The sequence below is a fragment of the Variovorax sp. MPBD4-3 genome (assembly GCF_058809745.1).
Window position 1 is genome coordinate 15,411 of sequence record NZ_JBXASW010000052.1, and the last position, 26,770, is coordinate 42,180.

Sequence of the window (26,770 nt, forward strand, 5' to 3'; positions counted from 1 at the left end):
ACAACCACAAAAGAGACCATCCATGCGTGTGTTCAGTGCCTCCCTCGCCACCGAGACCAACACCTTCGGCCCGATGCCGACCGGCCTCGCCTCCTTCAAGGACCGCGGCTACTTCCCCGCCGGCCAGCATCCCGATGCGCTGACGATCTACTCGGGCCCGCTGTGGGCGGCGCGCATCCGCGGCAAGGAAAAGGGCTGGACGCTGCTCGAAGGCATGGTGGCCGGCGCACAGCCCAGCGGCATCACCACCCGCCACGCCTACGAGACGCTGCGCGAGGAAATGCTCGCCGACCTGCGCGCCGCGCTGCCGGTGGACATGGTGCTGCTCGGCCTGCACGGCGCGATGGTGGCCGACGGCTACGACGACTGCGAAGGCGACATGCTGCAGCGCGTGCGGCAGATCGTCGGGCCCGACGTGGTCGTCGGTGCGGAGCTCGATCCGCACAACCACCTCACGCCCGCGATGGTCGACAACGCCGACGTGATGGTCTCCTTCAAGGAATATCCGCACACCGACGTGCTCGAGCGCGGGCTGGAGCTGGTGGACATCTGCGCCGCGGCAGTCGAGGGCAAGGTGAAGCCGGTGCATGCGATGGTCGACTGCGACATCATCGTCACCGTGCACACCTCGCGCGAGCCGGCGCGCAGCTTCGTCGAGCGCATGCAGGCCCTCGAAGGAAAGGACGGCGTGCTCTCTGTCTCGCTCACGCACGGCTTCTCGTGGGGCGACGTGCCCGAGATGGGCACCAAGGTGCTGGTGTACACAGACGGCGACCAGGCCAAGGCCGATGCGCTGGCGCGCCAGCTGGCAGACGAAGTCATCGCCATGCGCGACGGCCTCACGGTCAACTACCCCAGCATCGACGCCTCGCTCGACGAAGCACTGGCCTTCGACGGCGGCCCGGTGGTGCTGGCCGACGGTGCCGACAACCCCGGCGGCGGCGCGGCGAGCGACTCCACCTTCATCCTGCGCCGCATGCTGGAGCGCGGCATCACCAACGCGGCTCTGGGCCCGATGTGGGACCCGATCGCGGTGCGCATCGCATTCGACGCGGGCGTGGGCGCCAGGCTGCAGATGCGCATCGGCGGCAAGATCAGCCCGCTGTCGGGCGACCCGCTCGACCTTGACTGCACCGTGAAGGCGCTGATGCACGACCTGGTGATGACGGGCCTGTCGAACACGCCCACGGCCATGGGCGACTGCGCGCTGGTCGAGGCAGGCGGCATCGAGATCGTGCTGATCACGCGGCGCAACCAGGCCATGGGCACCGACCTGTTCACGCAACTGGGCTGCGACCTGGCCGCGAAGAAGATCGTGGTCGTGAAGTCCTCGCAGCATTTCTATGCGTCGTACGCCAAGGTGGCGAAGCACGTCATCTACGCGGGCGCGCCGGGCGCCGTGACGCTCGACCTCACGACGCTGCCCTACCGCAAGGCACGCCTGCCCAAGTGGCCGATCGGCGTCGCGGCCTGATTTTCTTCCTGCCTTTCTTTCGCCCCCACCGACCGGAGAACCGACGATGAAACGACGAACGCTTGCCGCCTTTGCAGCCCTGGGTCTTGCCGCTTGCGCGGCGAGCTTCCCGGCACTGGCCCAGACGCAGCCCAAGACCCTGAAGGTGGTGGCGCACGCCGACCTGAAGATCCTCGACCCGACCTTCACCACGGCCTACATCTCGCGCAACTTCGGGTACATGGTGTACGACACCCTGTTCGCGCAGGACTCCACCGGCAAGCCGCAGCCGCAGATGGTCGAGAAATACACCACCTCGAAAGACGGCAAGCAGTGGAGCTTCACCCTGCGCCCGGGCCTGAAGTTCTCCGACGGCAGCGCCGTGACCGCGGCCGACGCCGTGGCCTCGCTGCAGCGCTGGGCCGCGCGCGACAGCCTGGGCCGCGCCATGACGGCCGTCGGCGCCGAATGGAAGGCGACCGACGCGCGCACCCTCACGCTCACGCTGAACGAGCCCTTCGGCATGGTGCTCGACGCGCTGGCCAAGCCCTCGGGCTTTCCGCCGGTGATCCTGCCCGAGCGGCTGGCCAAGATGCCCGCCTCCGCACCGCTGCCTGAAGTACTGGGCTCCGGCCCCTTCATCTTCAAGCGCGACGAATGGGTGCCGGGCAACAAGACGGTGTTCGTGCGCAACCCCAACTACGTGCCGCGCAGCGAGCCATCCAACGGCCTGGCGGGCAGCAAGAAGAGCAACTTCGATCGCATCGAATGGCTCTACCTGCCCGACGCCAACAGCGCGGTGTCGGCGCTCAAGCGCGGCGAGGTCGATTTCATCGAGCAGCTGCCGCCCGACTACATCGCACCGCTGCGCACCGACTCCAACGTCAAGATCGGCTCCGGCGGAGCCTACCAGGCCTTCCTGGTGATGAACCAGCTGCACCCGCCCTTCGACAACCCGAAGGTGCGCCAGGCGCTGCTGCAGGGTGTGAGCCAGGAGCGCTTCATGGCGGGCATGGGCTTTCCGCTGGACATGCGCATGGCCTACTGCGCCACCTACTTCATCTGCGGCAGCCCCAACGAGACCTCCGCCGGCGCCGAGCCCTACCGCAAGGCCGATGTGGCCAAGGCCAAGAAGATGCTCGCCGACGCCGGCTACAAGGGCGAGAAGGTGGTGCTGATGGTGCCCAGCGACGTGCCCTACCTCAACGCCGAGGCGCTGATGGCCGCGCAGACCATGAAGAGCATCGGCCTGAACGTCGATGCCCAGACCATGGACTGGGCCTCCATCGGCGCGCGCCGCGCCAAGCGCGACGCGGGCGATGCCGGCGGCTGGAACATGTACGTCACTGTGGCCGGCGAGTTCGACGCCAACTCGCCCATCGCCAACGCCTACCTGGGCGCGGCCTGCGGCAACACCCTGCCCGGCTGGCCCTGCGACAAGCCGCTCGACGAGCTGCGCACCGCCTGGCTGAAAGAGACCGCTCCCGCCAAGCGCAAGGAACTGCTCGACGCCTTCCAGGCCCGCGCGTACCAGGCCGTGCCGTACATCAACGCGGGCCAGTACTCGGCCGCGTATGCCGCGCGCTCCAGCCTCAAGGGGCTGGACAAGCTCTGGGCCGGCATGCCGGTGTTCTGGGCGCTCGACAAATAACGCGCCCGAACGGCGCACGCGGGTCATTCCATGGGCTACATCGTTCGACGTTTTCTCTCGACGCTTCCGGTCATGGCGGTGGTGGCCGTGGTGGTGTTCCTGCTGATCCACCTGTCGCCGGGCGACCCGGCCGCGCTCATCGCGGGCGACCTCGCCACCACCGAAGACATCGAGAAGCTGCGCGCCACGCTCGGGCTGAACCTGCCGCTGTGGCAGCAGTTCAGGCTGTGGCTGGGCAAGCTGTTCACCGGCGACCTCGGCACATCGATCTTCACGCAGGTTCCGGTGGCGCAGCTGCTGGGCCAGCGGCTGGAGCCCACGGTGTCGATCGCCGCGCTGACCATGCTCATCACGCTGGTGGTGGCGGTGCCGCTGGGCACGCTCGCGGCCTACCGCGCGGGCAGCTGGATCGACCGGCTGGTGATGCTGTTCGCGGTGCTGGCTTTTTCGGTGCCGGTGTTCCTGGTGGGCTACCTGCTGGTGTACAGCTTCGCCATCCAGCTGCCGTGGTTTCCGGTGCAGGGCTATGTGCGCTTCGCGGACGGCGCGGGCGAATGGCTGCGCTCGCTGGTGCTGCCCTGCGTGAACCTGGCGCTGGTGTACATCGCGCTGGTGACGCGAATGACGCGCGCCACCGTGCTCGAGGTGCTGCATGAGGACTACATCCGCACCGCCCGCGCCAAGGGCCTGGGCGTGCTGCCGGTGCTGGGGCATGCGCTGCGCAACGCGGCCATTCCCATCGCCACCACCATCGGCGCGGGCATCGCGCTGCTGATCGGCGGTGTGGTGGTCACGGAGACGGTGTTCGCCATACCCGGCGTGGGCCGGCTGGTGATCGACTCTGTGCAGCGGCACGACTACCCGGTGATCCAGAGCGTGCTGCTGCTGTCGGCGGGCGTGTACGTGCTGATCAACCTGCTGATCGACCTGAGCTACCGCCTGTTCGACCCGCGAATCCAGTACTGACGAAGAAGAACCCCACGCAATGTCCACGGTCCTTCCCTTGAACACCGCACAAGCCCCTGCCGACTCGGCTGCCTCGGCCGCCCCGGCCGATGACGAAGCGCCCTTCGTGCCGCCGCGCTTTCGCTGGGTGCGCAAGCACCCGACGCTGATCATCGGCGCGCTGCTGCTGATCGCGATTGCCGCCCTTTCCATTGCCGCGCCGTGGATCGCCACGCACGATCCGCAGGACATCGACCCGCTCGCGCGCATGCAGCCGCCCTCGGCCGAGCACTGGTTCGGCACCGACGCGCTGGGCCGCGACGTGTTCAGCCGCGCCGTATGGGGCGGCCAGGTGTCGATGATCGTGGGCGCCACGGTCGCTGTGCTGGCCACCTTCTTCGGCATCGCGCTGGGGCTGGTGGCGGGCTTCGTGCGCTGGGCCGACGGCCCCGTGATGCGGGTCATGGACGGGCTCATGGCCATCCCCGGCATCCTGCTGGCCATCGCGCTGATGGCGGTGACGCGCGCCAGCCTGACGACGGTGATCATCGCCATCACCGTGCCAGAGATCCCGCGCGTGGTGCGGCTGGTGCGCTCGCTGGCGCTCACGCTGCGCGAGCAGCTGTTCGTGGAGGCCGCGCACGCGGTGGGCACGCGGCTGCCGACCATCCTGGTGCGCCACGTGCTGCCGAACATCGTGGCGCCGCTGGTGGTGCAGGCCACCTTCGTGGCGGCGGCCGCGGTGCTGACGGAAGCGGCGCTGTCCTTCCTCGGCGTGGGCGTGCCTTCGCAGACGCCGAGCTGGGGAAACATGATGGCCGAGGGCCGCAACTTCGTGACCGTGGCCTTCCACATCATCCTGTACCCGGGGCTGCTGCTGGCGGCCACGGTGCTGGCCATCAACCTGCTCGGCGACGGCCTGCGCGACGCGCTCGACCCCCGCCTGGCGCGGCAACTGTGAAGGACATGCCATGACGATCCACATGTCCCACACCGCGCTCGCCCCGGGCGAGCCGCTGCTCGAGGTCGACAACCTGCGCACCCACTTCCACACGCTGGCGGGCGTGGTGCGCTCGGTCGACGGCGTCTCGTACACCGTTCGCGCCGGCCGCACGCTCGGCGTGGTCGGCGAATCGGGCTGCGGCAAGAGCGTGACGGCACTGTCCATCCTGCGGCTGGTGCCGACGCCGCCGGGCCGCCACATGGGCGCCGTGCGCATGCGCGGCACCGACCTGATGCAGCTCAGCGAAGGCGAGATGCGGCAGATCCGCGGCAACCGCATCTCGATGATCTTCCAGGAGCCGATGACGTCGCTGAACCCGGTGCTCACCGTGGGCCGGCAGATCGCCGAGACGGTGCAGCTGCACCAGAAGGCCAGCCGCGCCGACGCACTGAAGCGCGCGGTAGAAATGCTGCGCGTGGTGCAGATCCCCGAGCCCGAGCGCCGCGTGAACGAGTACCCGCACCAGCTCTCCGGCGGCATGCGCCAGCGCGTGATGATCGCGCTGGCCCTGGCCTGCAACCCCGAGGTGCTGATCGCCGACGAGCCGACCACCGCGCTCGACGTGACCATCCAGGCGCAGATCCTCGACCTCATCAAGCGGCTGCAGAAGGAGCTGGGCATGGGCGTGGTGATGATCACGCACGACCTGGGCGTGGTGGCCGAGAGCTGCGACCGCGTCGTGGTGATGTATGCCGGCAAGAAGGTGGAGGAAGCCGACGTGGTCGACCTGTTCGACCGCCCGCTGCACCCCTACACCCGCGCGCTGATGGCCTCGATGCCCGCGATGAACACCGCGAGCACGCGTCTTACCGAGATACCGGGCCTGGTGCCCGCCGCGCACGAGCTGGGGCGCGGCTGCGCCTTCGCGGCGCGCTGCAGCCACGCGCGCGCACGCTGCCGCGCCGAGGCGCCGCAACTCACCCTGCAAGGCGGCGACCACGTGGTGGCCTGCTTCGCGGTCGAAGAACAATGGGCCGGCGTGGAAGAGGTGACGGCATGACGACAACGACCACGGCCACGGCGAGCGCACCGCTGCTGCGGGTGCGCGACCTGCGCAAGCACTACACCGCGCCCAAGCGCTGGCTCAGCCCTCGCAAGCCGCCGATCCAGGCGGTCGACGGCGTGTCTTTTTCGGTGGCGCGCGGCGAGACGCTGTCGCTGGTCGGCGAGTCGGGCTGCGGCAAGACGACCACGGCCAAGTCGGTGCTGCGGCTGGTGGAGCCCAGCGGTGGCTCGGTGCAGCTCGAGGGCGAGGAGCTGCTGACGCTCTCGTCCGAAGACATGCGCATGCGCCGGCGCGACCTGCAGATCATTTTCCAGGACCCGTACGCCTCGCTGAACCCGCGCCTGACCGCCGGCGACATCGTGGCCGAGCCGATGCGCAATTTCAGCAACCTCGGCACGGGCGGCAGCGCGGCCGAGCGGCGCGAGCGCGTGCAGTGGCTGTTCTCGCGCGTGGGCCTGCGGCCGGAGGCGGCGAAGAAGTATCCGCACGAGTTCTCGGGCGGCCAGCGGCAGCGGCTGGGCATTGCACGCGCGCTGGCGTTGAACCCGAAGCTGATCGTGTGCGACGAGCCGGTGTCCGCGCTCGACGTGTCGGTGCAGGCGCAGGTGGTCAACCTGCTGATGGACCTGCAGTCCGAATTCGGCATCGCCTATCTGTTCGTGGCGCACGACCTTGCGGTGGTGCGGCACATCAGCCATCGCGTGGCGGTGATGTACCTCGGGCACATCGTCGAGATCGCGGACCGCGACACGCTGTTCTCGGCGCCGCTGCATCCATACACGGAGATCCTGCTGTCGGCCGTGCCCGTACCCAACCCGCGCACGCCCGCGCGGCGCATGTTGCTGCAGGGCGATCCGCCGAGCCCCGCCAATCCTCCTTCGGGATGCCGCTTTCACACGCGCTGCCCGATGGCGCAGGCGGTGTGCAAGGAGAAGGTGCCCGAGCTCGGTGAGCGCCCTTCTTCTTCCAATGGCGGGCATTGGGTTGCCTGCCATTTCCGCTGAGATGACTTTGCTTGTTCCTCAGGTCGGTTGTTCGGGGTGCGATCGTGCCGACGGGGTACCTTGCTCCGCGAATGTCCCCCGGCCTTCGGCCTCCTCCTTTATTTCGCTGCGCAAGGCACCCCGCCGGCACGATCGTTCAGAGCCCTGGTTGATTGGCTCGCACAAGCGCTGCGTCCATGTACACAGGGCGCCGGGTACTCCCCGCAGCGAAATAAAGGAGGAGGCCGCAGGCCGGGGGACATTCGCGGAGTGGAGTACCCGGCGGCCTGTGCACGCACCCTGAACCAGAGCACCAAGGAAAAAACGCCCAAAAAAACACGAAAGGACCCGACATGACCGAACCCACACCCCACTACGACCTGCTGATCCGCGGCGGCACAGTCATCGACGGCACCAAGGCGCCGCGCTTCGACGCCGACGTGGGCATCACCGCCGGCCGCATCGCCGCCATCGGCAACCTCGCAGGCCACACCGCGGAACAGACCATCGACGCCACCGGCCGCATCGTCGCACCCGGCTTCATCGACTCGCACACCCACGACGACCAGGCCGTGCTGTCCCAGGCGCAGATGCCGTTCAAGGTTTCGCAGGGCGTGACCACGGTGGTCGCCGGCAACTGCGGCATCAGCGCCGCGCCGCTGCGCATCGACATGGACCTGCCGATGCCGCTGAGCCTGCTCGAGTCGCCCGCCGAAGGCCGCTTCACCAGCTTTGCCGCCTACCTGGACGCACTGCGCGCCACCCCCTCCTCGGTCAACGTCGCCGCGATGGTCGGCCACTCGACCCTGCGCGCCGTCGTCATGGCGGACCTCGACCGCCCCGCCAACGACAGCGAGATCGCCGCCATGCAGGCCCTCGTCGAAGAAGCCATGCAGGCCGGCGCCATCGGCATGTCGACCGGCACCTTCTACCCGCCTGCGGTGAAGGCCACGACCGAGGAAATCATCGAAGTCGGCCGCCCGCTCAGCGCGCGCAAGGCGCTGTACGTGACCCACATGCGCGATGAGAGCGACCGCGTGATGGAATCGCTCGAAGAAACCTTCCAGATCGGCCGTGCGCTGGACATCCCCGTGGTGGTGTCGCACCACAAGGTGCAGAACACGCAGAACTTCGGCAAGACCAAGGTCACGCTGCCCTTCATCAAGGAGGCCATGCGGCACCAGTGCATCGGGCTCGACTGCTACCCCTACACCGCCGGCTCCACCATGATCCGCACCGACCGCGGAATGATGGAAGGCCGCGTGCTCATCGCGTCCAGCGTGCCGCACCCCGAGTGCGCCGGCCGCGACCTGAAGGACATCGCCGCAGAATGGGGCGTGTCGGGGGAAGAGGCCGCGCAGCGGCTGCAACCCGGCAGCGCGATCTATTTCATGATGGACGAGGACGACGTGCAGCGCATCCTCGCGTTCGACGACACCATGATCGGCTCCGACGGCATTCCACTGGGCGACAAGCCGCACCCGCGCCTGTGGGGCACTTTCCCGCGCGTGCTCGGCCACTACAGCCGCGACATCGGCCTGTTCCCGCTCGAAACGGCGGTGTGGAAGATGACCGGCCTCACCGCCCGCAACTTCGGCCTGCATGAACGCGGCACCCTCAAGCCGGGCCACCACGCCGACGTGGTGATCTTCAACGCCGCGACGGTGCGCGACACCGCGAACTACGAAACGCCGATGCAGCCAGCCGAAGGCATCGACGCGGTGATCGTGAACGGGGCCGTGACCTGGCGCGACGGCGTGCACAGCGGTGCGCGCAATGGGCAGGTGATCACGCGGCGCGAGACGAAGGCGGCCTGACCCCCTTCAAGGACTCGTTCAGTCGGGGGCGTTCATCACGCGATCGAATTCCTCGTCCGCCGGCACGTTGTCGGCATCGAGTTCGCTCGCATCGGTGAGATCGATGCCGGTTTCATCCGACAGGTCGTCGGAGGCATCGCTCTCTATCTCATCGAAGTCGTCGGCTGGCGTGTTGTCCTCATCGTCGTCTGAGGGCGAAGCGGAGCGCGCGGTGGCGTCGACGTTGTTCATGATCGGTTCCTAGGCTGATTGCTGACAGGCCCCCTATGGTGCGCCTGTTTCAGCCGTTCCGGTTCATCCGGCACGCAGCGTCGGTGTCGGAACGTTTCCCGCCGGGCGCGTCAGTCCTTGTGCACGTGGCCGTGTTCGCCGTGCCCGGGGTCGTTGTGGCCGTGATCGTGGCCATGCTCGCCGTGGGCCAGCCGGCTCACGCCGGTGACCAGCACGATGCCCGCGGCCAGCCACAGGATCTGCGCCGCCGTCTGACGGGCCGGCAGGCGTTTCTGCAACTGCGGAATCAGGTCGGCCAGCGCCACGTAGACGAAGCTGCTGCCGGCCAGCACCAGGAAGTACGGCAGCCAGCCGTGCAACTGGTCGACCAGCCACCAGCCCACGATGCCGCCGAGCGTGGTCATGGTGCCGGCGAGCGACACCTTCACCAGCGCCGCGCGCTGGTTGGCCGAACTCTGGCGCAGCACCACGAGGTCGCCGATGTGGTGGGGAATCTCGTGCGCCAGCACGGCGATGGCTGCAACCAGGCCCAGGCGGATGTCTGCGGTGAAGGCCGAGGCGATCAGGATGCCGTCGCCGAAGCAGTGCACGCTGTCGCCGGTCAGCACGGCCCAGCCGCCTGTGCGCGGCGTGTTGTCGTGGCCGTGGGCATGGCCGTGAGAGTGCCCGTGATCGTGGCCATGGTCGTGCCCCGCATGCGCGTCGGCCCCGCCGCCGTGGTGGTGTTCATGGCCGTGGTGCCAAAGCTCGGCCTTGTCGAGCAGGAAGAAGAAGACCAGCCCGAACAGCAGCACCGCGAACAGCAGCGCGGGCTCGATGCCGCTTTCGAAGGCTTCGGGCAGGAGATGCATGAAGGCGGTGGCAAGCAGCGCGCCCGCCGCGAGGCTCAGCAGGTGCTGCGGGTTGACGCCGCCCGAACCAGTGCGCACGCCCACTTTCAGCAACAGGGCCGCGAGCCAGACGCTCCCGATACCGGCAACCAGGGTTGCCACGATGATGACTATCAAATTCATAGCTGCTTGCGCAAGAGGGGCGGCCACCGAGACGGTCTCGGGGCCGTTGCCCGATCATAAAAAAGAAAAAGGCCGTCACATCGGACGGCCTTCGGCGGGGGTGGCTACAGGGCGCCGTGTTCAGGCGACGCCATTGGCTTTGAACCAGGCCGTGGCGCGTTGCCAGCCGTCGTCCGCCGCGCTCTTGAGGTAGCTGGGGCGGTAGTCGGCATGGAACGCGTGGCCTGCTTCGGGGTACACGACGAAGCTCGAAGCCTTGGCCGCCGGAGTCCCATTGGCCAGAGCAGCTTTCATCTTATCAACCGTGTCAAGGGGGATCCCCTGATCTTTTCCGCCGTACAGGCCGAGCACCGGCGCCTGCAGGCTGGCGGCGATGTCGACGGGGTGCTTCGGGGTCAGTTCGCTGGCCTGGCCGACCAGCCGGCCGTACCACGCCACGCCCGCCTTGACCTTGCCGGTCGCGGCATAGAGCCAGGTGATGCGCCCGCCCCAGCAGAAGCCGGTGATGCCGGCCTTGCTGGTGTCGCCGCCGTGGGCCTTGGCATAGGCCAGCGCGCCGTCGAGGTCGGCCATGACCTGGGCGTCGGGCACCTTGGTGACGATGTCGGCCTGCAGCTTGGGAATGTCGGTGTAGCCGCGCGGATCGCCCTGGCGCGCGTAGAGCTCCGGCGCAATGGCCAGGTAGCCCAGCCTGGCGAAGCGGCGGCAGGTGTCGGCGATGTATTCGTGAACCCCGAAGATTTCCTGGATGACGAGGATCACCGGCAGACCGGTCTTGCCCTCGGGCGCCGCCGCATAGGCGGGCACCTCGAAGCCGTTGACGGTGTACTTGATCGGGCCGGCCTTCAGGCCCTCGGACGATGTGGCGACGGCTGTCTGCGCGGCGACCGGCAGCACGGCCGCGGCATAGCCCACGCCGATGGCGGCCTTGAGCGCGGTGCGGCGCGTGGCGCCCTGCCCTGTGCTCTCGCCGGGGCGAAGCGAGTCGAAGTCGGAACGGCTGTCGTCAAGGGACATGGGGAGGCTCCAGTGGAATCGTCGAACAAGGGGGATGCGCGAAAAACGCACCGCCGCAATGTAGGCGGTATTCGGCCGGCGGCCTCCATGCCCGGAATTTCAGTGGGGTTGGTCGATGCCGTAGGCGCGGCGCGCCAGCGCGGCCGCAAGCACCTGAGCCGGATCGATCAGGTCGAGCCCGGCCACGGCGGCCGAGCCCTGCAGGCCCAGCGGCACTTCAGTGCAGCCCATGACGATGGTCACCGGCCCGTGGCGTTCCGCCAGGCGCAGCGCAACTTCGGAGAAGCACTGCTCGGCCAGCGCCATGTTGCCGGCCTTCACGCCGTCGAAGATGCCGCGCGTGATGGTCCGGCGCTCTTCCGCCAGCGGGATGTGGCAGTGCAGCCCCACGTCGGCCAGCGCCTGCTCATAAAGGCGCACGCGGTACGTGCCCTCGGTGGCCATCAGCGCCACGCCGCTCGCGCCCTGCGCCGACAGCTGCCGCGCGGTCTCGCGCGCCATGTGCAGCAGCTCGACCTGCGGAAAGCGCTCCTGCAGGCTGGCATGCCAGGCGTGCGCGGTGTTGCAGGCGATGGCCACGGCCCGGCTGCCCAGCGCGGCCAGCCGGCCCAGCGCCTGCAGCATTGGCTCCAGCGGCTGGTGCGCACCCTGCTCGGTGGAGGCCAGCGCGTTGGTGCGGTCGGGCACCGGCACCTGCGCGAGCCAGTGCTCGGGAAAGGACTGGTCGCGCACCGGCTCGCCACGCGCGCGCATCTGCTGCGCGCAGGCCTGCACGAAGAGCCGGACGAAATCGGCGCCCGCCGCGGGGCCCATGCCCCCAAGAATGCCGACAACGTTCGTCGAAACCATGATCTCTTTCTATTTCAGGAATGCCGCGGAACCGGCTCTGCCGGGCCGCTGGCATTGCCCCCGCCTGGGGGCGAACTCAAATGGCTGGCTTGTCGCTCAAGGCTTTCAGGTTTTCCTTCAGCTGCGGGCTCATCGGCAGGTTCAGCGGCAGGTTCTTCGGCGGAATCGGCTGCATGAACCATTTGTCGTAGAGCTTCTCGAATTCGCCGCTCTTCATCATGGCGGCGAAGGTGTCGTCGACCACTTTCTTGAACGCAGGGTCGTCCTTGGGCAGCATGCAGGCATAGGGCTCGACCTGCAGCGACTCGCCCACCACCTCGAAGTCCGAAGGCGTCTTCGCGTTGGAGATCAGGCCGAACAGCAGGACGTCGTCCATCGCGAAGGCCACGGCGCGGTCGCTCTCCAGCAGCAGGAACGAATCGGCGTGGTCCTTGCCCAGCACGATGTTCATGCCGAGGTTCTTCTCGATGTTGTACTTGCGCATGACCAGCACGTTGGTCGTGCCGGTGGTGCTGGCCACGGTCTTCTTTGCGAGGTCGGCGTAGTCCTTGATCTTCGAGGACTTCTTCACCAGCAGCCGCGTGCCCGTATAGAAATGATTGATGGCGAAGGCCACGTCCTTGCTGCGCGCAGTGTTGTTGGTGGTGGAGCCGCACTCCAGGTCGATGGTGCCGTTGGTGATCAGCGGAATGCGGTTCTGCGAGGTGACGGGCATCAGCGCCACTTGCAGGTTGGGCTTGTTCAGTTTCTTCTTCACCGCCTCGACCACGGCATTCGAAAGCTCGACGGAAAACCCGATCGGCTTGCCCGGGCCGTCGAGGTAGCTGAAAGGCACCGAAGACTCGCGGTAGGCGAGCGTGATCTTGCCGGACTCGGCGATCTTGGCGAGCGTGTCGGCGGCTTGCGCGCCGGTGCCGGCAAAGAGCACCGCCGCGGCCATGGAAGCCATCAGTGAAGAGGATTTCATTCGAGCTCCGTTCGGTTGGATTGAACAGAAGGGCAGTGTAGGAAGGACGGGCCCAGGCGAATAATTCCAATAGAAACCCGGGCCATGCCCAAAGGTTATGGGCGCAAGACGGGGTCTGCCGGGCATGCACTTTGGCTATGGGGCGGCGTGCTATTTGCATGGGCGGCGGGCGGCGCGCGGCTCTAAAGTCTGCATCGCGCCTCTTTCTTCTTTCTTCATCACTCCCGGAAAGTTGTCCCAATGCATGTGTGTGTGCTCGGTGCCGGCATCGTGGGCCTGGCCACGGCCTGGCAGCTGGAACGCCAGGGCCACCAGGTCACTGTGATCGATCGCGCGACGCCGGGAGCCGGGGCCAGCGGCGGCAACGGCGCGCAGCTCAGCTATTCCTATGTGCAGCCGCTGGCCGACCCGTCGATCTGGAAGCAGTTGCCCAAGCTGCTGCTCTCGCCCACTTCGCCGCTCAAGCTGCGGCCGCAGCTCGATCCGCTGCAGTGGCGCTGGGGCATGGCGTTCCTGGCTGCCTGCAACGCGCAAACCTCGCAGCGCACCACGGCGCAGCTCCTGGCGCTGGCGGCCGAAAGCCGCGCGGGCTTCGAGGCGATGCGGGCCGACATCTCGCCCGACTGCGATTTCTCCGCCACCGGCAAGCTGGTGCTGTATGCGAGTGCGGCATCGCTGGCAAGCGCGCGTGCGCAGCTGGAGCTGCAGCGCGCCATGGGCAGCGAACAGCGGCTGGTGACGCCCGACGAGTGCGTCGCCATCGAACCCGCCCTGGCAGGCTATCGGGCGCGGATGGCTGGCGCTGTCTACACGCCGAGCGAGTGTGCCGCCGACTGCCTCAAGGTGTGCGCCGAGCTGATGCGCGCCTTGAGCGCACGCGGCGTGCGCTTCATGCTCGGCACCGACGTGCACGGCTTCGCGCGCAACGGCGAGCGCATCGCCGCAGTGCGCACCAGCAATGGCGACGTGGAGGCCGAAGCCTTCGTGATGGCGCTGGGCACCGCCTCGCACAGGCTGGGCCGCCTGCTCGGTGCCTACCTGCCGGTGTATCCACTCAAGGGCTACAGCATCACGGTCGATGTCGACCCCGCACCCGGCGCGGCGCCGCGCGTGAACGTGACGGACAGCGCGCGCAAGGTGGTGTTCGCGCGCATCGGCTCGCGCCTGCGCGTGGCGGGCATGGCCGAGCTGGTGGGGCATGACGCGCGCATTCCGGCCACGCGCATCGAGGCGCTGGAGGCCGCGACGCGCGCCCTCTTCCCGCAAGCGAGCCGCTTCGAAGCATTGCACCCCTGGACCGGCATGCGACCCGCCACGCCGACGGGCCTGCCGATCATCGGCCGGCTGGACAGCGCGCCGTCGAACATGCTGTTCAACACCGGCCACGGCGCGCTGGGGTTCACGCTGGCCTTCGGCTCCGCGCAGCGGATCGCGCGGGCGCTGGCGGATTGACCGGCACGAACGGAACAGCGCGCTAGACGGCGTCCTGCAGCGCCTGCTGCATGCAGCGCGTGATGCCGCGCACCACCACCGAATCGGGCCGCCCCGCGAAGCGAAGCGCCCGTATCGGCACCGGGATGTGCGGCTCCAGCGTGAGCACGTCGACCTTCTCGCGATCGGCCGAGCGCGCGGTGCAGCCGTCGATCAGCGCAATGCCGATGCCGTGATGCGCCATGGCCAGCGCCGCGTGGTAGGTCTGCACCGTCACCACCGCCTGCTGGAAGCCCACGCCGGCCTGCCGACAGGCCTGGCTCAGGCTGGTGCCGACGGGGTCGCGGCTGTCCAGGCCGATCACCGGCCGGTCGACCAGGTCGTGCAGCGCCACCGAGCCGTTGCGCAGCAGCGCGCGCGGCAGCATGCCCTTGGGCGCGATGCACACCATGCGGCTGTCGGCCAGCGACTCCTGCGTGAGCGAAGGATGCACCGCCGGGCTGAACGCAAAGCCCACGTCGGCCTCCTGCAGCAGCAGCGCCGACATGATCTGCGGCGAGTGCAGCGACTCGACCGTGATCGCATAACCCGGGTACTGCTCGCGAAAGGCCTTGAGCGCGCGCGGCAGGATCTCGTAGCTCAGCGCCAGCACGCTCAGGATGCGCAGCTCGCCCGAGTCGCCGGCCGTGCGCAGGTTGGCGGCAAGCCGCTGCACCTCGTCGAGCTGCGCGAACAGCCGCTCGATGTGCGGATACAGCGTGAGCGCCTCGGTGGTCGGCGTCAGCCGCCCCTTGGCGCGCTGGAACAGCGGAAAGCCCAGCTGCAGTTCCGCATGCTGCAAGGTGCGGCTGACCGCCGGCTGCGTGATGTTGATGAGCCGCGCCGCCGCGCTCACGCTGCCGGTGAGCATGATCGCGTTGAAGACTTCGATGTGGCGCAGGCGCATGATGATCAGCGGTGGGTCATGCCTTCTTCGCGGAACACCGTGGAACCGGCTTTGCCGGGCCACCGGTGTTGCCCCCGGCAGGGGGTTGGCGAAGCGACACGAAGTGCGCGCAGACTGGGGGCGAGCTCATTTTTCTGCTGTCTTGCCGCGGGCGATGTCCATCACCATGCGCGTGCCCAGGTACAGGCGCGGCTCGATGGAGTCGACCAGCACGTATTCGGCATCGGCCGAGTGCGCGCCGAAGCCCTGCAGGCCGAAGCGCTCGATGACGGGCGCCTTGGTCTTCAGCGCCGCGAAGGCCGCGTCGGTGCCGCCGCCGGCGGCCTTGTCGTCGGCGCCCAGCGGCAGGCCGAGCTCGTCCTTGTAGATCTGCTGCGCATGGCGGGCCATGGCGCGCGAGGCGTCCGTGGCTTCCAGCGGCGGACGGCGGCGTTCGAAATTCAGCTGGACCTTGGCTTCGGGAATCAGCTGCTTCTTCACGCGCTCGTTCACCTGCTGCTCGATGCGGTCGTAGTCGCTGACCTTGAGCACGCGCACGTCGGCGCCTGCGGTGGCGTTGGCCGGAATCACGTTGCGGTTGCTGCCCGACTTCGAGATGGTCCAGTTCATCTTGAGGCCCGTGGCCGGGTCGGACAGGTCGCGCATCTGCAGGATCTGGTGCGACAGCTCGTACAGCGCGTTCACGCCCAGCTCGGGCGCGGAGCCTGCGTGCGAGGCCTTGCCCGTGACATGCAGCGTGACCGAGGCAATGCCGGCCGTCGCAAGCGAGAGCTTGTCTTCCTTGACGTAGGCGCCCTCGAAGGACATGACCGCGTCGTGCTCCGCGCCCATGCGCGTGATGAGCGCGCGGGCGCCCGGCGAGCTGATTTCCTCGTCGCCGTTGATCAGCACGGTGAGCGTGCCGTATTCCTTGAACTTCATCGCCTGCAGCATCGACACGATGTGCGTGATGACGGCAATGCCCTGCTTGTCGTCGGCGATGCCCAGGCCGTAGGCCTTGTCGCCTTCGACGCGGAACGGCTGCTTGTTGAGCATGCCGATGGTGTAGACCGTGTCCATGTGCGCGATCAGCAGGATCTTCTTCTTGCCGGTGCCCTTGAAGGTGGCGCGCACCACGCGGCCCATCTTCTCGGGCGTGTCTTCCATGCGGTAGGCCTCGGCGCTGGGGTCGATCAGCTCGACCTCGCCGCCCAGCGCCTTGAACCTGTCGGCGATGAGGTTCGAGATTTTCTCGAGCCCTTCGAGGTCGCGGCTGCCCGACTCGATGGAGACCAGGTCTTTCAGCGTCTCGAGCAGCGCCGGCTTTTCCTTGGCGGCGAGCGCAGCGATGCGGGCGTCCGGCGCGGCGAAGGCGGTGCCGAGCGTGGCGGCGCAGACGGCAAAGACGGCGGTGTGCAGGAACTTGCGATGCGGGAATTTCATTGGGGAGGTGTTTTCTTTCGTCTCGTGTTCGAGCGTGGTTTTCAGTGCGCCTTGTCCCAGTTGGGGCCGACGCCGATCTCGGCGAGCAGCGGCACCTTCAGCGCGGCAACGCCGGCCATGATGCGCGGGATTTCCGTGCGCACCCATTCGACCTCTGCCTCGGGCACTTCGAACACCAGTTCGTCGTGCACCTGCATGATCATCTTCGTGCCGCGCTTCTCTTCGTCAAGCACGTTCTGTACCTTCACCATGCTGAGCTTGATGAGGTCGGCCGCCGTGCCCTGCATCGGCGCGTTGATGGCCGCGCGCTCGGCGCCGCCGCGGCGCGGGCCGTTGGGCGAGTTGATCTCGGGCAGGTACAGGCGCCGGCCGAACACTGTCTCCACGTAGCCCTGCTCCTTGGCCAGCGCCTTGGTCTCGTCCATGTAGGCCTTCACGCCCGGGTAGCGCGCGAAGTAGCGTTCGATGTAGGACGCCGCGGCCTTGGTCTCGATGCCGAGGTTCCTGGCCAGCCCGAAGCTGCTCATGCCGTAGATCAGCCCGAAGTTGATGACCTTGGCATAGCGGCGCTGCTCGCTCGACACCTCGCCCGGCGTGGAGCCGAACACCTCGGCAGCCGTGGCGCGGTGCACGTCGATGCCTTCGGTGAACGCGCGCAGCAGCGACTCGTCGCCGCTGATGTGGGCCATGATGCGCAGCTCGATCTGCGAGTAGTCGGCGCTCGCGATCACGCTGCCGGCGGGCGCCACGAAGGCCTCGCGCACGCGGCGGCCTTCGGGCGTGCGGATCGGGATGTTCTGCAGATTGGGATCGTTGCTGCTCAGGCGCCCGGTGACGGCCACGGCCTGCGCATAGTGCGTATGCACGCGGCCGGTGCGCGGATTGGCGAGCTGGCCGAGCTTGTCGGTGTAGGTGCCCTTGAGCTTCGACAGGCCGCGGTGCTCGAGGATCTTGGCCGGCAGCGGGTAGTCCTCGGCCAGTTTCTCGAGCACTTCCTCGTCGGTGCTGGGCGCGCCGCTCGGCGTCTTCTTGATCACGGGCAGGCCCAGCTTGGTGAAGAAGATTTCGCCGATCTGCTTGGGCGAGCCGAGGTTGAAAGGCTGCCCGGCGATGTCGTAGGCCTCCTGCTCGAGCGCCATGATGCGCGTGCCGAGTTCGTGGCTCTGCGAGGCCAGCGTGGGCGCGTCGATCAGCACGCCGTTGCGCTCGATGCGGTAGAGCGCCTCGCTCGAATCCATTTCGAGCTGGTAGATGAAGCGCAGCTTTTCGTCGCGCTCCAGCTGGGGCCAGAGGGTGTTGTGCACGTCGAGCGTCTGATCGCTGTCTTCGCACGAGTATTCGGCCGCCTTGGCGATGTCGACCTGGCTGAACGGGATCTGGTGCGCACCCTTGCCGCACAGGTCTTCGTACGAGATGCCGCTGCGGCCCAGGTGGCGCTCGGCCAGGCTCGACAGGCCGTGCGGCTTGTGCACTTCGAGCACGTAGCTCTGCAGCATGGTGTCGTGCGCATAGCCCTGCACCTCGATGCCATGGTTGGCGAACACGTGGCGGTCGTACTTGATGTGCTGGCCGAGCTTCTTCTTGTCGCCGTTCTCGAGCCAGGGCTTGAGTTTGGCGAGCACTTCGTCGATGGGCAGCTGCTGGGGCGCATCGGGATAGTTGTGCGCGAGCGGAATGTAGGCCGCCTCGCCGGGCGTGACGCTGAAGCTCACGCCGACGATCTGCGCGACCATCTCGTCCAGCGAGGTGGTCTCGGTGTCGATGGCGGCCAGCTCCGATGCCTCCAGCCTGGCGAGCCACGCATCGAACTGCTCCCAGGTCATGACGGTGTCGTACTTGAGATTGCTCGCGGGGGCGGCCGCCTCCAGCGCCGACATGTCGGCGGGCTCGTCGAACAGGCCGCCCTGGTCCTTGCCGGCCTTGGCGCCGGCCTTCTTTTTCTTGATGCTTTCCTCGATCAGCTCGGGCGGCACTTCCTGTGCCTCGAGCGTCTTCACCAGGCTCTTGAAGCCGAACTTCTCGTAGAAGGGCTTGAGCTCGGCCGTCTGCGGCGCGCCGACCGGCAGGCTTTCGAGCGACGGCAGCCCGGCGACGTGGCCATCGAGGTCGCAGTCGGTGCGGATCGTGACCAGGCGCTTGCTCAGCGGCAGCTTGTCGAGCGCGCCGCGGAGGTTTTCGCCGGCGGCGCCCTTCACTTCAGCGGCGCGTTCGACCAGCGCGTCGAGCGAGCCGTATTCCAGCAGCCACTTGGCCGCCGTCTTGGGACCGACCTTGGGCACGCCGGGCACGTTGTCGACGGAGTCGCCCACCAGCGTCTGGTAGTCGACCATCAGGTGCGGCGGCACGCCGAACTCGGCCGTCACGCCGGCCACGTCGCGCTTCTTGCCGTTCATGGTGTCGATGATGGTGATGTGCTCGTCGACCAACTGGCTCAGGTCCTTGTCGCCGCTGGAGACGATCACCTCGATGCCCTGCGCGGCGGCGATCTTGGCGAGCGTGCCGATCACGTCGTCGGCCTCCACGTCGGGCACGCTGAGCACGGGCCAGCCGAGCAGCCTGACCACCTCGTGGATGGGGTCGATCTGGCTGCGCAAGTCGTCGGGCATGGGCGAGCGGTTGGCCTTGTATTCGGGGTACCAGTCGTCGCGGAAAGTCTTGCCGGGCGCGTCGAAGATGCAGGCCGCGTAGTCGGCGCGGACCTCGCGGCGCAGCGCGGTCATCATGTTGATCATTCCCCGGATGGCGCCGGTGGCCGGGCTCTTCGGGTCGCCGGGCACGGCCCGAAGGTCGGGCATGGCATGGAAGGCACGGTAGAGGTAGCTCGAGCCATCCACGAGCAGCAGCGTTTTCTTGTCGGTCATCGGGTCATTTTGCCGTGCCCGCACTGGCCTGCGGAACCACACCGGAACGAGGTGCAAACCGACACCCCCGTGCAGGCGCACGCCTACAATCAGTGCATGCCTAGCTCCACACTCCTGGTCGCCCGCCGCATCCTGCTGGCGCTGGCTTTCGCAACCCCGTTTGCCGCCACCGTGCACGCGCAGCAGCCTGCGCCCGCGCCGGCCGCCGCTCCGCCGGGCGATCCGCTACAAAATCAGGAGCAAGCCGCCGAAGGCCGGCGCAACCAGAAGGTGGAGAACCTGCACACCGAGGACAGCGCCGCCACCGTCGACGAAGTCCGCTACGGCGGCCGCACGCAGAGCATCAACGTCAAGCCCAAGTCGAACATGCCCGGCTACGAAGTGCTCCCGGCCGACGCGGCCACCGGTCGCCAGGGCTCCACGGAAACGGGCGCCAACGGCCCCCGCGTCTGGAACGTGATGAAGTTCTGATGACCGTGCGCCTCTCCGTTTCCGCAGCAGCAAGCGCAACGCGGCGCTGAGCCCCGTCATGGCAGTTTTTACCGAAGTCGATTTCGGCGAGGCAGACGCGCTCGTCCAACGCCTGGGCCTGGGCCCGCTGCGCGAGCTGCGCGGCATCGAGGGCGGCATCGAGAACACCAACTACTTCGCGACCACCGAGTCCGGCGAGTTCGTGCTCACGCTGTTCGAGCGCCTGAGCGCCGAGCAGCTCCCCTACTACCTCTGCCTGATGAAGCACCTGGCGAGCGCCGGCCTGCCGGTGCCCGCGCCTGTGGCCGAGCCGCCAGCGCCCGAGAAGGCCGCCAGGAAGGGGCAATCCCCCGCCGCAGGCACCGCCGAAGCCGCGTGCGACCTGCTGCACACCGTCGCAGGAAAGCCGGCCGCGGTGGTCCAGAAGCTTTCAGGCCGCAGCGAGCTGGCGCCCGGCCCCGCCCACTGCGCCGAACTGGGCGCGATGCTCGCGCGCATGCACCTCGCGGGCCGCGACTACCCCCGCATCCAGCCCAACCTGCGCGGCCTTCCCTGGTGGAACGAGACCGTGCCGGTGGTGCTGCCGTATATCGAGGAATCGCAGGCGACGCTGCTGCGCGCCGAGCTGGCCTACCAGAACCACGTCGCCGAATCGTCGACCTATGCGGCACTGCCGCGCGGGCCGGTGCATGCCGACATGTTCCGGGACAACGTCATGTTCGCAACCGGCGACAACGACGATGGCGCCCCGCCTCGCCTGACCGGCGTGTTCGACTTCTATTTCGCCGGCACCGACACCTGGCTGTTCGACCTGGCCGTGTGCCTGAACGACTGGGCCATCGACCTGCCGAGCGGCCGGCACGACGCCGAGCATTCCGAGGCACTGCTGTCCGCCTACGAAACCGTGCGCCCGCTGAACGCGGCCGAGCGCGCGCTGCTGCCCGCGATGCTGCGCGCCGCCGCGCTGCGCTTCTGGATCTCGCGCCTCTGGGACTTCCACCTGCCGCGCGAGGCGAGCATGCTCAAGCCCCACGACCCCGCGCATTTCGAGCGCGTGCTGCGCGACCGCGCCACCCACCCGCATGCCATGGCCCAGGCGCTCGCGCCGCTCATGGCAGCCTGACCCTCACCCATGAAACTCAACCTCGTGCCGGCGCGAACCGGCGCCGAATGGGTCCGCCTCGGACTCAAGACCTTCTGGCGGCAGCCGCTGGCCTTCATCTCGCTGTTCTTCCTGCTGATGGCGATGATGTCGACGGTGTCGATCCTGCCGGTGATCGGCAGCATCATCGCGCCGGCGCTGGTGCCGTTCATGACGCTGGGCCTGATGGTGGCCACGTCGGTGGCATACACCGACAACGCCGAGGGCGCCGGCCGCGCGGGCGATGCACGGCGCCCCACGGGTTCGGCAATGCTCGTGGCGGTGTTTTCCGCCATGCGCGCCGAGTGGCGCGCGCTGCTGGTGCTGGGCGTCATTTCAGCCATCTACTTCGTGCTGGCCGTGCTGTTGACCGCGCTGGTCGACGGCGGGCAGCTCGCAAAGGCCTATCTGCTTGACGATCCGCTGACGCCCGAGATCATTGCCAGCAGCGACTTCCAGCTCTCGCGCATGCTGCTGATGTGCCTGAACCTGCCGCTGTCGCTGGCCATGTGGCACGCGCCGGCGCTGATTCACTGGCACCGCGTGGAGCCGGTGAAGAGCATTTTCTTCAGCATCGTCGCGCTGTTCCGCAACTTCGGCGCCTATGCGCTGTTCGGCATCGCGTGGTTCGGCGTGTTCCTGATTGCCGGCATCGGCATGGGGCTGGTGGCAACGGTGCTGGTCGGCGTGGGCGCACTGGGCGCCGGCGGCGCCGCGCTGGCGGTGGGCAACATCCTGATCATCGGCACGGCGCTGGTGCTCGCGGCGATGTCGCTGAGCTCTACCTGGTTCACCTTCCGCGACACCTTCGACCCGAACTGAAATCAGTCGCCCGCGGCCTGCTCCCTTGCCTTGCGCAGGCTCGCGAACAGCGACCACGCCATGCCGGCCAGCAGCAGCAGGCCGGCACCCAGAGCCCCCCATAGCCACCATTTGCGCGACGACGCCTGCATGGGAGCGGTTTGCGCCTGGACAGCCGGCGCCACGGCGGCGGCAACGCTCATCAGGGGCAGCACGACCGATGCACCGTCGGCGGCAACGGGCTTGTCAGCCGCATAGCCGGGAATGAGCGTGGACAGCGCCAGCGGCGCACCGGGCTCCGCGCCTTCCACGCTGCCCGCGGCTTCCGGCGCCGAGCGCCATGCCAGCGAGAACGGCGCCGCTCCCTGCGCCAGGAACACCAGCGTGCGCGGCACCGCGCCCACGGAGATGGTCGGCGGCGTGGCGCCAAGCATGCTCACGGGACCGGAAGTGCGCAGCCGCAACCGCGCATGCGCCGCTCCGTCGAGCGCCAGCACCGGGGAACGCGCTTCGCCGCCGGCCTGCGCGAGCCGGTAAACCACGGTGTCGACCAGCGGAGTTTCATCCGCCAGGGCCGAGCGTTGCACCGGCTGGCGCTGCCGATGCCGCAGCGCGTAAAGCGGATTGAGCGGCACCGGTCGCGGCTGTACGGCCGATGACGTGGGCGCGGGATCGGACAGCCCAGAAATCGCGACCTGCGCCAAGGTGTTGATGTCGGCGAGGTCGATGCGCAGGCTCTGCAGCGGCAGGCCGCGCGGCAGCAGGTAGTCGCAGTAGTCGGCGGCGCAGCGTTCGGGCTTCAGCGAAGCAGACCATTCGAGCGGCGCGGCCGGTTCGACCTCCTGCACGCTGTCGATGCCCACGCCGGTCAGCGCCACGCCGTGCTGCGGATCGCTCCAGCGCAAGCGCAGGAAGCGCGTGCGCAAATTGCCCAGGTCGACCGCGAGGCGCTCGATGGTCTGGCCGCCATGGGACAGCCGCACGAGTTGCTCCTCGCCGCCCACCGGGCGCCAGCGGCGCAGGTCGTCGCTGGCCTCCAGATGGAAAGCGAACAGGCCGCGCGCGTCGGGCGCGATCTCGAAGCGCGCCTGCAGCAGGCTGCCCTTGACCCGGCTCAGGTCGATGAGCCATTGGGCCGCGTCGGTCACCTTGCGGCTGGCGGCCTTGCCTTCAAGCGCCAGGGAGCCGTCGGGGCGCACCGTGAAGGCGAGCGCCGCATCGCCGGATGCCGCGCTGGCATCGACACCGGGCAACGCGAAGATCGGCACGTTCCGCGAGGCGATTCGTGGTGTCGCGGCTTCGCTGCGCAGCCATGCGTAGGGCACCGCATGGCCGGCGCCGTTGCGCACCCGCAGGTCGCGCAAGTCGGCATAGGCGGCGCGGCCATGGATGGACAGCGGCAGCGTGAGACGGTGGTAAGGCCCGGGGCCTTGCAGTGTGATGGGCGCGCTGGTCGCCGGTTGCGCGACGGCGCTCCCAGCCATCACGGCCAGGAGCGCGGTGACCGCGCGGAGCGCCCGCATGGAAGAAAGATCTCGGCTCATGCAACCCCTCCTTCCGTCGGCGACTTCTCCGACGCATCCTGTGCCTCTTCCCGCTTCGGCGGCACGGGCGCGAAATACCCCACCAGCAGGAGCAGGGCTCCCACCGCAATGAACGACACGATGCGGAACAGGCCGCCTCGGTCCGCCAGTTCGACGAAGAACAGCTTCAGCACCACCACGCCGAGCAGCGCCGCGCCAGCCACCCACAGGGTGCGCACCCGGCGCGAATGGCCGAGCACCATCGCGACCACGCCGCAGACGGCCCAGGTGATGGACAGCGCGGCCTGCGTGAGCCATGAGGCATAGAGCGCATCGAAGCGCCATTCGACGCCCGCATAGTGGTGACAGGTGCGCAGCACCATGCCGGTGAGCAGCGCAAGCCCGGTGAAACCGGCCGCGCCCTTCGCGACCATCGGCTGCACGCGTGCGAACGACGCCGTCGGCAGCGCACGCCACCACAGCACCAGCGCGAACAGCATGAGCCATTGCGCGAGTTCGAGCGGATTCATAACCGGCACATAGGGCAGCGGCGCCGCGTCGCCGGGGCTAACGGCGTTCGTCACCCACACCCAGGCGAGCAGGTATGCGGCCACCGGCGTCGCTGCCAGCTCCAGGTAGGCGCCGCGGTATTCGGCCAGCGGCCAGCGTTGCAGCAGCACGCGCGAGCGCATCGCCCACAGCACCAGCGCCGGCACGATCGCCCAGCCCAGCAGCTGCCAGCTCGACCACTCGGCGCCGACCCGGCCGAGCTGCCATTGGCATTCGCGCGCGGCCAGCAGCAGGAAGAGCCAGAAGCCGGCGACATGGAAAGGCGTCAACGTCGCGGTCTCGAACCACTGCTTCTGCGCGCGCAGCAGGCGCAGATGCCAGGCCAGCGCAAGGGGCCAGGCGATCCAGCCCAGCGCGCCCGACGGCACGTAGAACAGCGTCGGCCCGCCCACGATGCAAAAGGCCGCGATCAGGCCGAAGCCCGGCAAGGTGGCGATGGTCGCCCTGCCCAGCTGCTGCCAATCGCGGCGATGCGCGACCAGCGCCGCCAGCGCGGAGGTGACGAGCGCCACGGCCGTCGCAGCCGCCGGCACGTAGATCGACAACCCGTGGCGATCCAGCACGCGAACGCTTTCGTCCAGCATGCCGAACAGCCACCAGCCGAGCCCCCAGACCACCGGCGTCCACAGCACCACAGGGATGGCGCACCACGCATTGGCCCAGCGCTGCCGCGCCGAGCCGGCAGGCTCGCTCATGCGAGGCCGCGCTTCGTCGCGCAGCCAGTCGCCTGCCAGCAATGCGGCCAGGCCGAGCACCACGGGCGTCCAGAAACGCAGGCTGGCGAAGGCCGGTGCGCCGGCTGCATCGAGCCCAGCCGACTGGGTCGCGCCGAATGCGAGAGCGCTGATCACCTGCAGCACCCCGGCCAGCGCGGCGAGCGGGAAATGCGCCATGCGCAGCGCGACCCACAGCACCACCGTGGCGGTGAGCGGCCACAGCAGCGCGGCCTGCGCGAGGCTCAGCTGGAACAGCATCGCCAGATGCAGCAGGCTCACGCCGGCCAGCACGCCGACCACATTGCCCGTCGACCACACCGGCTGCACGCCGCGCGCCAACGCGGCGCGATGCGCCTGCAGCATCGACCACGCGGCGCTGCCGAGCACGCTGAGCGCGATGACAGTGGCCGCCACGGCACCCTGCCATCCGCTTTCGAGCACGCGCCCGTCGACGACTTCGCCGGTGCGGTGCAGCGTCGCGATGAATCCCGCAACCGCCAGCGCCTGCATGCCGAAGCTCACCCGCGCGAGCGGCGACAACGCGAAGCGGATCGCCACCGCAAAGGTGACCGAGGCGAGCACCGCCGTTGCAGCGGCGGCCCACGGCGGCGTCCACCACTGCCACAGCAGCAGCGTGAGCGCGGCCATGCCGAGCCACGGCAGGACGCCGCCGGCCACGGCCTCCACGCCCTTGTCCTCGTCGAGCCGGGCGCGGCGGTGGATGGCCCACATCGCGAACGCGCTCACGGCCACGAGCACCGGGCCGATCACCGAACCGTCGAGCAAAGGATGCCCCGGTGCTGCGTCGAGCCGGGTGGCCTCCAACAGCTTCAGCACGGCGCCGGCGAACACCACGAACGAGAAGGCCCGCGCATACACCCGCTGCTGCCGCGCGCCCAGCCAGTACATGCCCGCGGCTTCGACCGCCCAGGCGGCGCCGGTCCACCGCCCTTCGAGGCCCAGCGGAATCGCGAGGGTGCCGAAGATCACGCCGACGATGGCGTAGGCCTCCGCGAGCAAAGCCAGCCCCTTGGGCTGCGTGGCGAACACCAGCCGGCCCAGCACGAGATAGAAGGCCGCGAGCGCCATCGCCGAGAACGCGGCGCCGTATTCCCACGGACGCATCAGCAGGACCTGCATGCCGAACGCGACCATCGGCGTACCGAACACCAGCGAGCTGTCGACACGGCCTGCGCGGCGCAGGGTGTCGAGCGCGCGGGTGGCCAGCGGCTGGGCGGGCTGCACCGGGGCGTCGAACAGCGTGCGGCGCGCGAACAGCAGGCCGATGGCGGTGAACAGCAGGAAGAAGACGATCAGGAAGGGCTGCACCGTCGCGTACTGGTCGTCGGTGTAGTACTTGTGCGCCCAGCCGGCCGCCAGCGTGAAAGTGCCGACGAAGCCGATCAGGTTGAGCACGCGCCAGGCCCGGAACCACGCGATCAGCACGATGCCGACATCGAGCACCAGCAGGTAGGTGAAGAGCCCCACCGGCTGGTTGGAGCCGGTGGACGCCAGCACCGGCGCGGCGAAGCCCTCGAGCGCCGCGACGATCGCCAGCACCGGCGCGTTCTGCAGCACCGCCAGCGCCGCGCTCAGCACCGCCACGCCGAACAGGAATGCGAAGCCGACGCTGGCCGGCAGCAGCCCGCTGAGCTTCATGGCCGCGAGCGTCGTGAGATAGAAGACGCCGATGCCCGCGCCCTGCAGGATCAGCGCATAGCCCGCGCGCTTGTTGCGCAGCAGCCAGCCCAGCACCAGCAGGCCGGCGCCGACCAGCGCCACCGCCGCGTAGCGCAATTCGATCGGCACTGTCACGCGTTCGGCCGTGTAGCGCAGCAGGAAAGCCAGGCCAAGGAACAGGATCAGCACGCCGAGCTTGACGAGCATGTTGCCGCCGAAGATCAGGTTGGCGATGGGCGCGGGGAGACGATCGCGCAGCGGAACCGGGGGCGG

Annotated in this window: 21 protein-coding genes; 11 read left to right on the forward strand and 10 right to left on the reverse strand. The window is 68.5% G+C overall.

What is annotated here, in order from left to right; genetic code table 11:
* The first annotated feature begins 22 nt into the window (after positions 1-22).
* The 7 genes from AC1RVW_RS23990 (at position 23) to AC1RVW_RS24020 (ending at position 8,858) form a co-directional block, all read left to right on the forward strand.
* Entirely contained in the window at positions 23-1,474 is a 1,452-nt protein-coding gene (locus AC1RVW_RS23990; protein ID WP_493202952.1) for a M81 family metallopeptidase, read from the forward strand.
* Between the two features lie 46 nt (positions 1,475-1,520).
* Positions 1,521-3,104: an ABC transporter substrate-binding protein gene (locus AC1RVW_RS23995; protein WP_493202954.1), complete on the forward strand. Its 1,584-nt coding sequence runs from the start codon at positions 1,521-1,523 to the stop codon at positions 3,102-3,104.
* Between the two features lie 30 nt (positions 3,105-3,134).
* On the forward strand, positions 3,135-4,070 hold the full coding sequence (locus AC1RVW_RS24000) for an ABC transporter permease (protein WP_493202956.1): 936 nt from the start codon (positions 3,135-3,137) through the stop codon (positions 4,068-4,070).
* 19 nt (positions 4,071-4,089) lie between these two features.
* Entirely contained in the window at positions 4,090-5,010 is a 921-nt protein-coding gene (locus tag AC1RVW_RS24005) for an ABC transporter permease (protein WP_493202958.1), read from the forward strand.
* Between the two features lie 10 nt (positions 5,011-5,020).
* Positions 5,021-6,052, forward strand: coding sequence for an ABC transporter ATP-binding protein (locus AC1RVW_RS24010; protein ID WP_493202960.1), 1,032 nt, complete (start codon positions 5,021-5,023; stop codon positions 6,050-6,052).
* Entirely contained in the window at positions 6,049-7,062 is a 1,014-nt protein-coding gene (locus AC1RVW_RS24015) for an ABC transporter ATP-binding protein (protein ID WP_493202962.1), read from the forward strand. The genes AC1RVW_RS24010 and AC1RVW_RS24015 overlap by 4 nt, the downstream gene beginning before the upstream one ends.
* A 332-nt stretch (positions 7,063-7,394) precedes the next feature.
* The gene (locus AC1RVW_RS24020) at positions 7,395-8,858 is read left to right on the forward strand and encodes an N-acyl-D-amino-acid deacylase family protein (protein ID WP_493202964.1); all 1,464 of its coding nucleotides are present in this window, start codon (positions 7,395-7,397) and stop codon (positions 8,856-8,858) included.
* Between the two features lie 18 nt (positions 8,859-8,876).
* On the opposite strand, the gene AC1RVW_RS24025 is transcribed toward AC1RVW_RS24020, so the two are convergent.
* From AC1RVW_RS24025 to AC1RVW_RS24045, 5 genes are all read right to left on the reverse strand, one after another.
* Entirely contained in the window at positions 8,877-9,089 is a 213-nt protein-coding gene (locus AC1RVW_RS24025) for a hypothetical protein (protein WP_493202965.1), read from the reverse strand.
* 110 nt (positions 9,090-9,199) lie between these two features.
* Positions 9,200-10,102: a ZIP family metal transporter gene (locus tag AC1RVW_RS24030; RefSeq protein ID WP_493202967.1), complete on the reverse strand. Its 903-nt coding sequence runs from the start codon at positions 10,100-10,102 to the stop codon at positions 9,200-9,202.
* A 120-nt stretch (positions 10,103-10,222) separates the two neighbouring features.
* A complete protein-coding gene (locus tag AC1RVW_RS24035) occupies positions 10,223-11,119 on the reverse strand; it encodes a dienelactone hydrolase family protein (RefSeq protein ID WP_081266870.1) in 897 nt (298 codons plus the stop codon).
* Between the two features lie 99 nt (positions 11,120-11,218).
* Positions 11,219-11,968, reverse strand: a complete 750-nt coding sequence (locus AC1RVW_RS24040) for an aspartate/glutamate racemase family protein (RefSeq protein ID WP_493202969.1) — start codon at positions 11,966-11,968, stop codon at positions 11,219-11,221.
* 76 nt (positions 11,969-12,044) lie between these two features.
* Entirely contained in the window at positions 12,045-12,935 is an 891-nt protein-coding gene (locus AC1RVW_RS24045) for a transporter substrate-binding domain-containing protein (RefSeq protein WP_106935213.1), read from the reverse strand.
* A 240-nt stretch (positions 12,936-13,175) separates the two neighbouring features.
* Between AC1RVW_RS24045 and AC1RVW_RS24050 the strand changes: the two genes are divergently transcribed.
* A complete protein-coding gene (locus AC1RVW_RS24050; protein WP_493202972.1) occupies positions 13,176-14,387 on the forward strand; it encodes a D-amino acid dehydrogenase in 1,212 nt (403 codons plus the stop codon).
* Between the two features lie 22 nt (positions 14,388-14,409).
* On the opposite strand, the gene AC1RVW_RS24055 is transcribed toward AC1RVW_RS24050, so the two are convergent.
* From AC1RVW_RS24055 to polA, 3 genes are all read right to left on the reverse strand, one after another.
* Positions 14,410-15,312 carry a LysR family transcriptional regulator gene (locus AC1RVW_RS24055; protein WP_081266874.1) on the reverse strand — a complete coding sequence of 301 codons (903 nt, stop codon included), beginning with the start codon at positions 15,310-15,312 and terminating at the stop codon, positions 14,410-14,412.
* A gap of 126 nt (positions 15,313-15,438) precedes the next feature.
* Entirely contained in the window at positions 15,439-16,734 is a 1,296-nt protein-coding gene (locus AC1RVW_RS24060) for a M20/M25/M40 family metallo-hydrolase (RefSeq protein WP_493202974.1), read from the reverse strand.
* A gap of 41 nt (positions 16,735-16,775) precedes the next feature.
* Positions 16,776-19,595, reverse strand: a complete 2,820-nt coding sequence (gene polA / locus AC1RVW_RS24065; protein ID WP_285412014.1) for a DNA polymerase I — start codon at positions 19,593-19,595, stop codon at positions 16,776-16,778.
* Between the two features lie 96 nt (positions 19,596-19,691).
* Between polA and AC1RVW_RS24070 the strand changes: the two genes are divergently transcribed.
* Genes AC1RVW_RS24070 through AC1RVW_RS24080 form a run of 3 tightly spaced genes read left to right on the forward strand, consistent with a single transcriptional unit; the run spans position 19,692 to position 22,029 of the window.
* Positions 19,692-20,066: a hypothetical protein gene (locus AC1RVW_RS24070; protein WP_106937515.1), complete on the forward strand. Its 375-nt coding sequence runs from the start codon at positions 19,692-19,694 to the stop codon at positions 20,064-20,066.
* Positions 20,067-20,124: 58 nt separating this feature from the next.
* The gene (locus tag AC1RVW_RS24075) at positions 20,125-21,189 is read left to right on the forward strand and encodes a homoserine kinase (protein WP_493202977.1); all 1,065 of its coding nucleotides are present in this window, start codon (positions 20,125-20,127) and stop codon (positions 21,187-21,189) included.
* 9 nt (positions 21,190-21,198) lie between these two features.
* Complete coding sequence (locus tag AC1RVW_RS24080; RefSeq protein WP_493202979.1) at positions 21,199-22,029, forward strand: BPSS1780 family membrane protein; 831 nt, start codon at positions 21,199-21,201, stop codon at positions 22,027-22,029.
* Positions 22,030-22,031: 2 nt separating this feature from the next.
* Here the strand turns inward: AC1RVW_RS24080 and AC1RVW_RS24085 are convergent, their stop codons facing one another.
* Both AC1RVW_RS24085 and AC1RVW_RS24090 read right to left on the reverse strand, forming a co-directional pair.
* Positions 22,032-23,552: a DUF3999 domain-containing protein gene (locus AC1RVW_RS24085; RefSeq protein ID WP_493202981.1), complete on the reverse strand. Its 1,521-nt coding sequence runs from the start codon at positions 23,550-23,552 to the stop codon at positions 22,032-22,034.
* The coding region (locus AC1RVW_RS24090; RefSeq protein ID WP_493202983.1) for a DUF2339 domain-containing protein at positions 23,549-26,770 on the reverse strand (3,222 nt) is incomplete at its 5' end. The genes AC1RVW_RS24090 and AC1RVW_RS24085, both read right to left, overlap by 4 nt.

What these genes read in the sequence shown, in the direction of transcription:
- AC1RVW_RS23990 (WP_493202952.1), top strand. Translation starts at nt 23, where the DNA reads ATGCGTGTGTTCAGTGCCTCCCTCGCCACCGAGACCAACACCTTCGGC.
- AC1RVW_RS23995 (WP_493202954.1), top strand. Translation starts at nt 1,521, where the DNA reads ATGAAACGACGAACGCTTGCCGCCTTTGCAGCCCTGGGTCTTGCCGCT.
- AC1RVW_RS24000 (WP_493202956.1), top strand. Translation starts at nt 3,135, where the DNA reads ATGGGCTACATCGTTCGACGTTTTCTCTCGACGCTTCCGGTCATGGCG.
- AC1RVW_RS24005 (WP_493202958.1), top strand. Translation starts at nt 4,090, where the DNA reads ATGTCCACGGTCCTTCCCTTGAACACCGCACAAGCCCCTGCCGACTCG.
- AC1RVW_RS24010 (WP_493202960.1), top strand. Translation starts at nt 5,021, where the DNA reads ATGACGATCCACATGTCCCACACCGCGCTCGCCCCGGGCGAGCCGCTG.
- AC1RVW_RS24015 (WP_493202962.1), top strand. Translation starts at nt 6,049, where the DNA reads ATGACGACAACGACCACGGCCACGGCGAGCGCACCGCTGCTGCGGGTG.
- AC1RVW_RS24020 (WP_493202964.1), top strand. Translation starts at nt 7,395, where the DNA reads ATGACCGAACCCACACCCCACTACGACCTGCTGATCCGCGGCGGCACA.
- AC1RVW_RS24025 (WP_493202965.1), bottom strand. Translation starts at nt 9,089, where the DNA reads ATGAACAACGTCGACGCCACCGCGCGCTCCGCTTCGCCCTCAGACGAC.
- AC1RVW_RS24030 (WP_493202967.1), bottom strand. Translation starts at nt 10,102, where the DNA reads ATGAATTTGATAGTCATCATCGTGGCAACCCTGGTTGCCGGTATCGGG.
- AC1RVW_RS24035 (WP_081266870.1), bottom strand. Translation starts at nt 11,119, where the DNA reads ATGTCCCTTGACGACAGCCGTTCCGACTTCGACTCGCTTCGCCCCGGC.
- AC1RVW_RS24040 (WP_493202969.1), bottom strand. Translation starts at nt 11,968, where the DNA reads ATGGTTTCGACGAACGTTGTCGGCATTCTTGGGGGCATGGGCCCCGCG.
- AC1RVW_RS24045 (WP_106935213.1), bottom strand. Translation starts at nt 12,935, where the DNA reads ATGAAATCCTCTTCACTGATGGCTTCCATGGCCGCGGCGGTGCTCTTT.
- AC1RVW_RS24050 (WP_493202972.1), top strand. Translation starts at nt 13,176, where the DNA reads ATGCATGTGTGTGTGCTCGGTGCCGGCATCGTGGGCCTGGCCACGGCC.
- AC1RVW_RS24055 (WP_081266874.1), bottom strand. Translation starts at nt 15,312, where the DNA reads ATGCGCCTGCGCCACATCGAAGTCTTCAACGCGATCATGCTCACCGGC.
- AC1RVW_RS24060 (WP_493202974.1), bottom strand. Translation starts at nt 16,734, where the DNA reads ATGAAATTCCCGCATCGCAAGTTCCTGCACACCGCCGTCTTTGCCGTC.
- polA (WP_285412014.1), bottom strand. Translation starts at nt 19,595, where the DNA reads ATGACCGACAAGAAAACGCTGCTGCTCGTGGATGGCTCGAGCTACCTC.
- AC1RVW_RS24070 (WP_106937515.1), top strand. Translation starts at nt 19,692, where the DNA reads ATGCCTAGCTCCACACTCCTGGTCGCCCGCCGCATCCTGCTGGCGCTG.
- AC1RVW_RS24075 (WP_493202977.1), top strand. Translation starts at nt 20,125, where the DNA reads ATGGCAGTTTTTACCGAAGTCGATTTCGGCGAGGCAGACGCGCTCGTC.
- AC1RVW_RS24080 (WP_493202979.1), top strand. Translation starts at nt 21,199, where the DNA reads ATGAAACTCAACCTCGTGCCGGCGCGAACCGGCGCCGAATGGGTCCGC.
- AC1RVW_RS24085 (WP_493202981.1), bottom strand. Translation starts at nt 23,552, where the DNA reads ATGAGCCGAGATCTTTCTTCCATGCGGGCGCTCCGCGCGGTCACCGCG.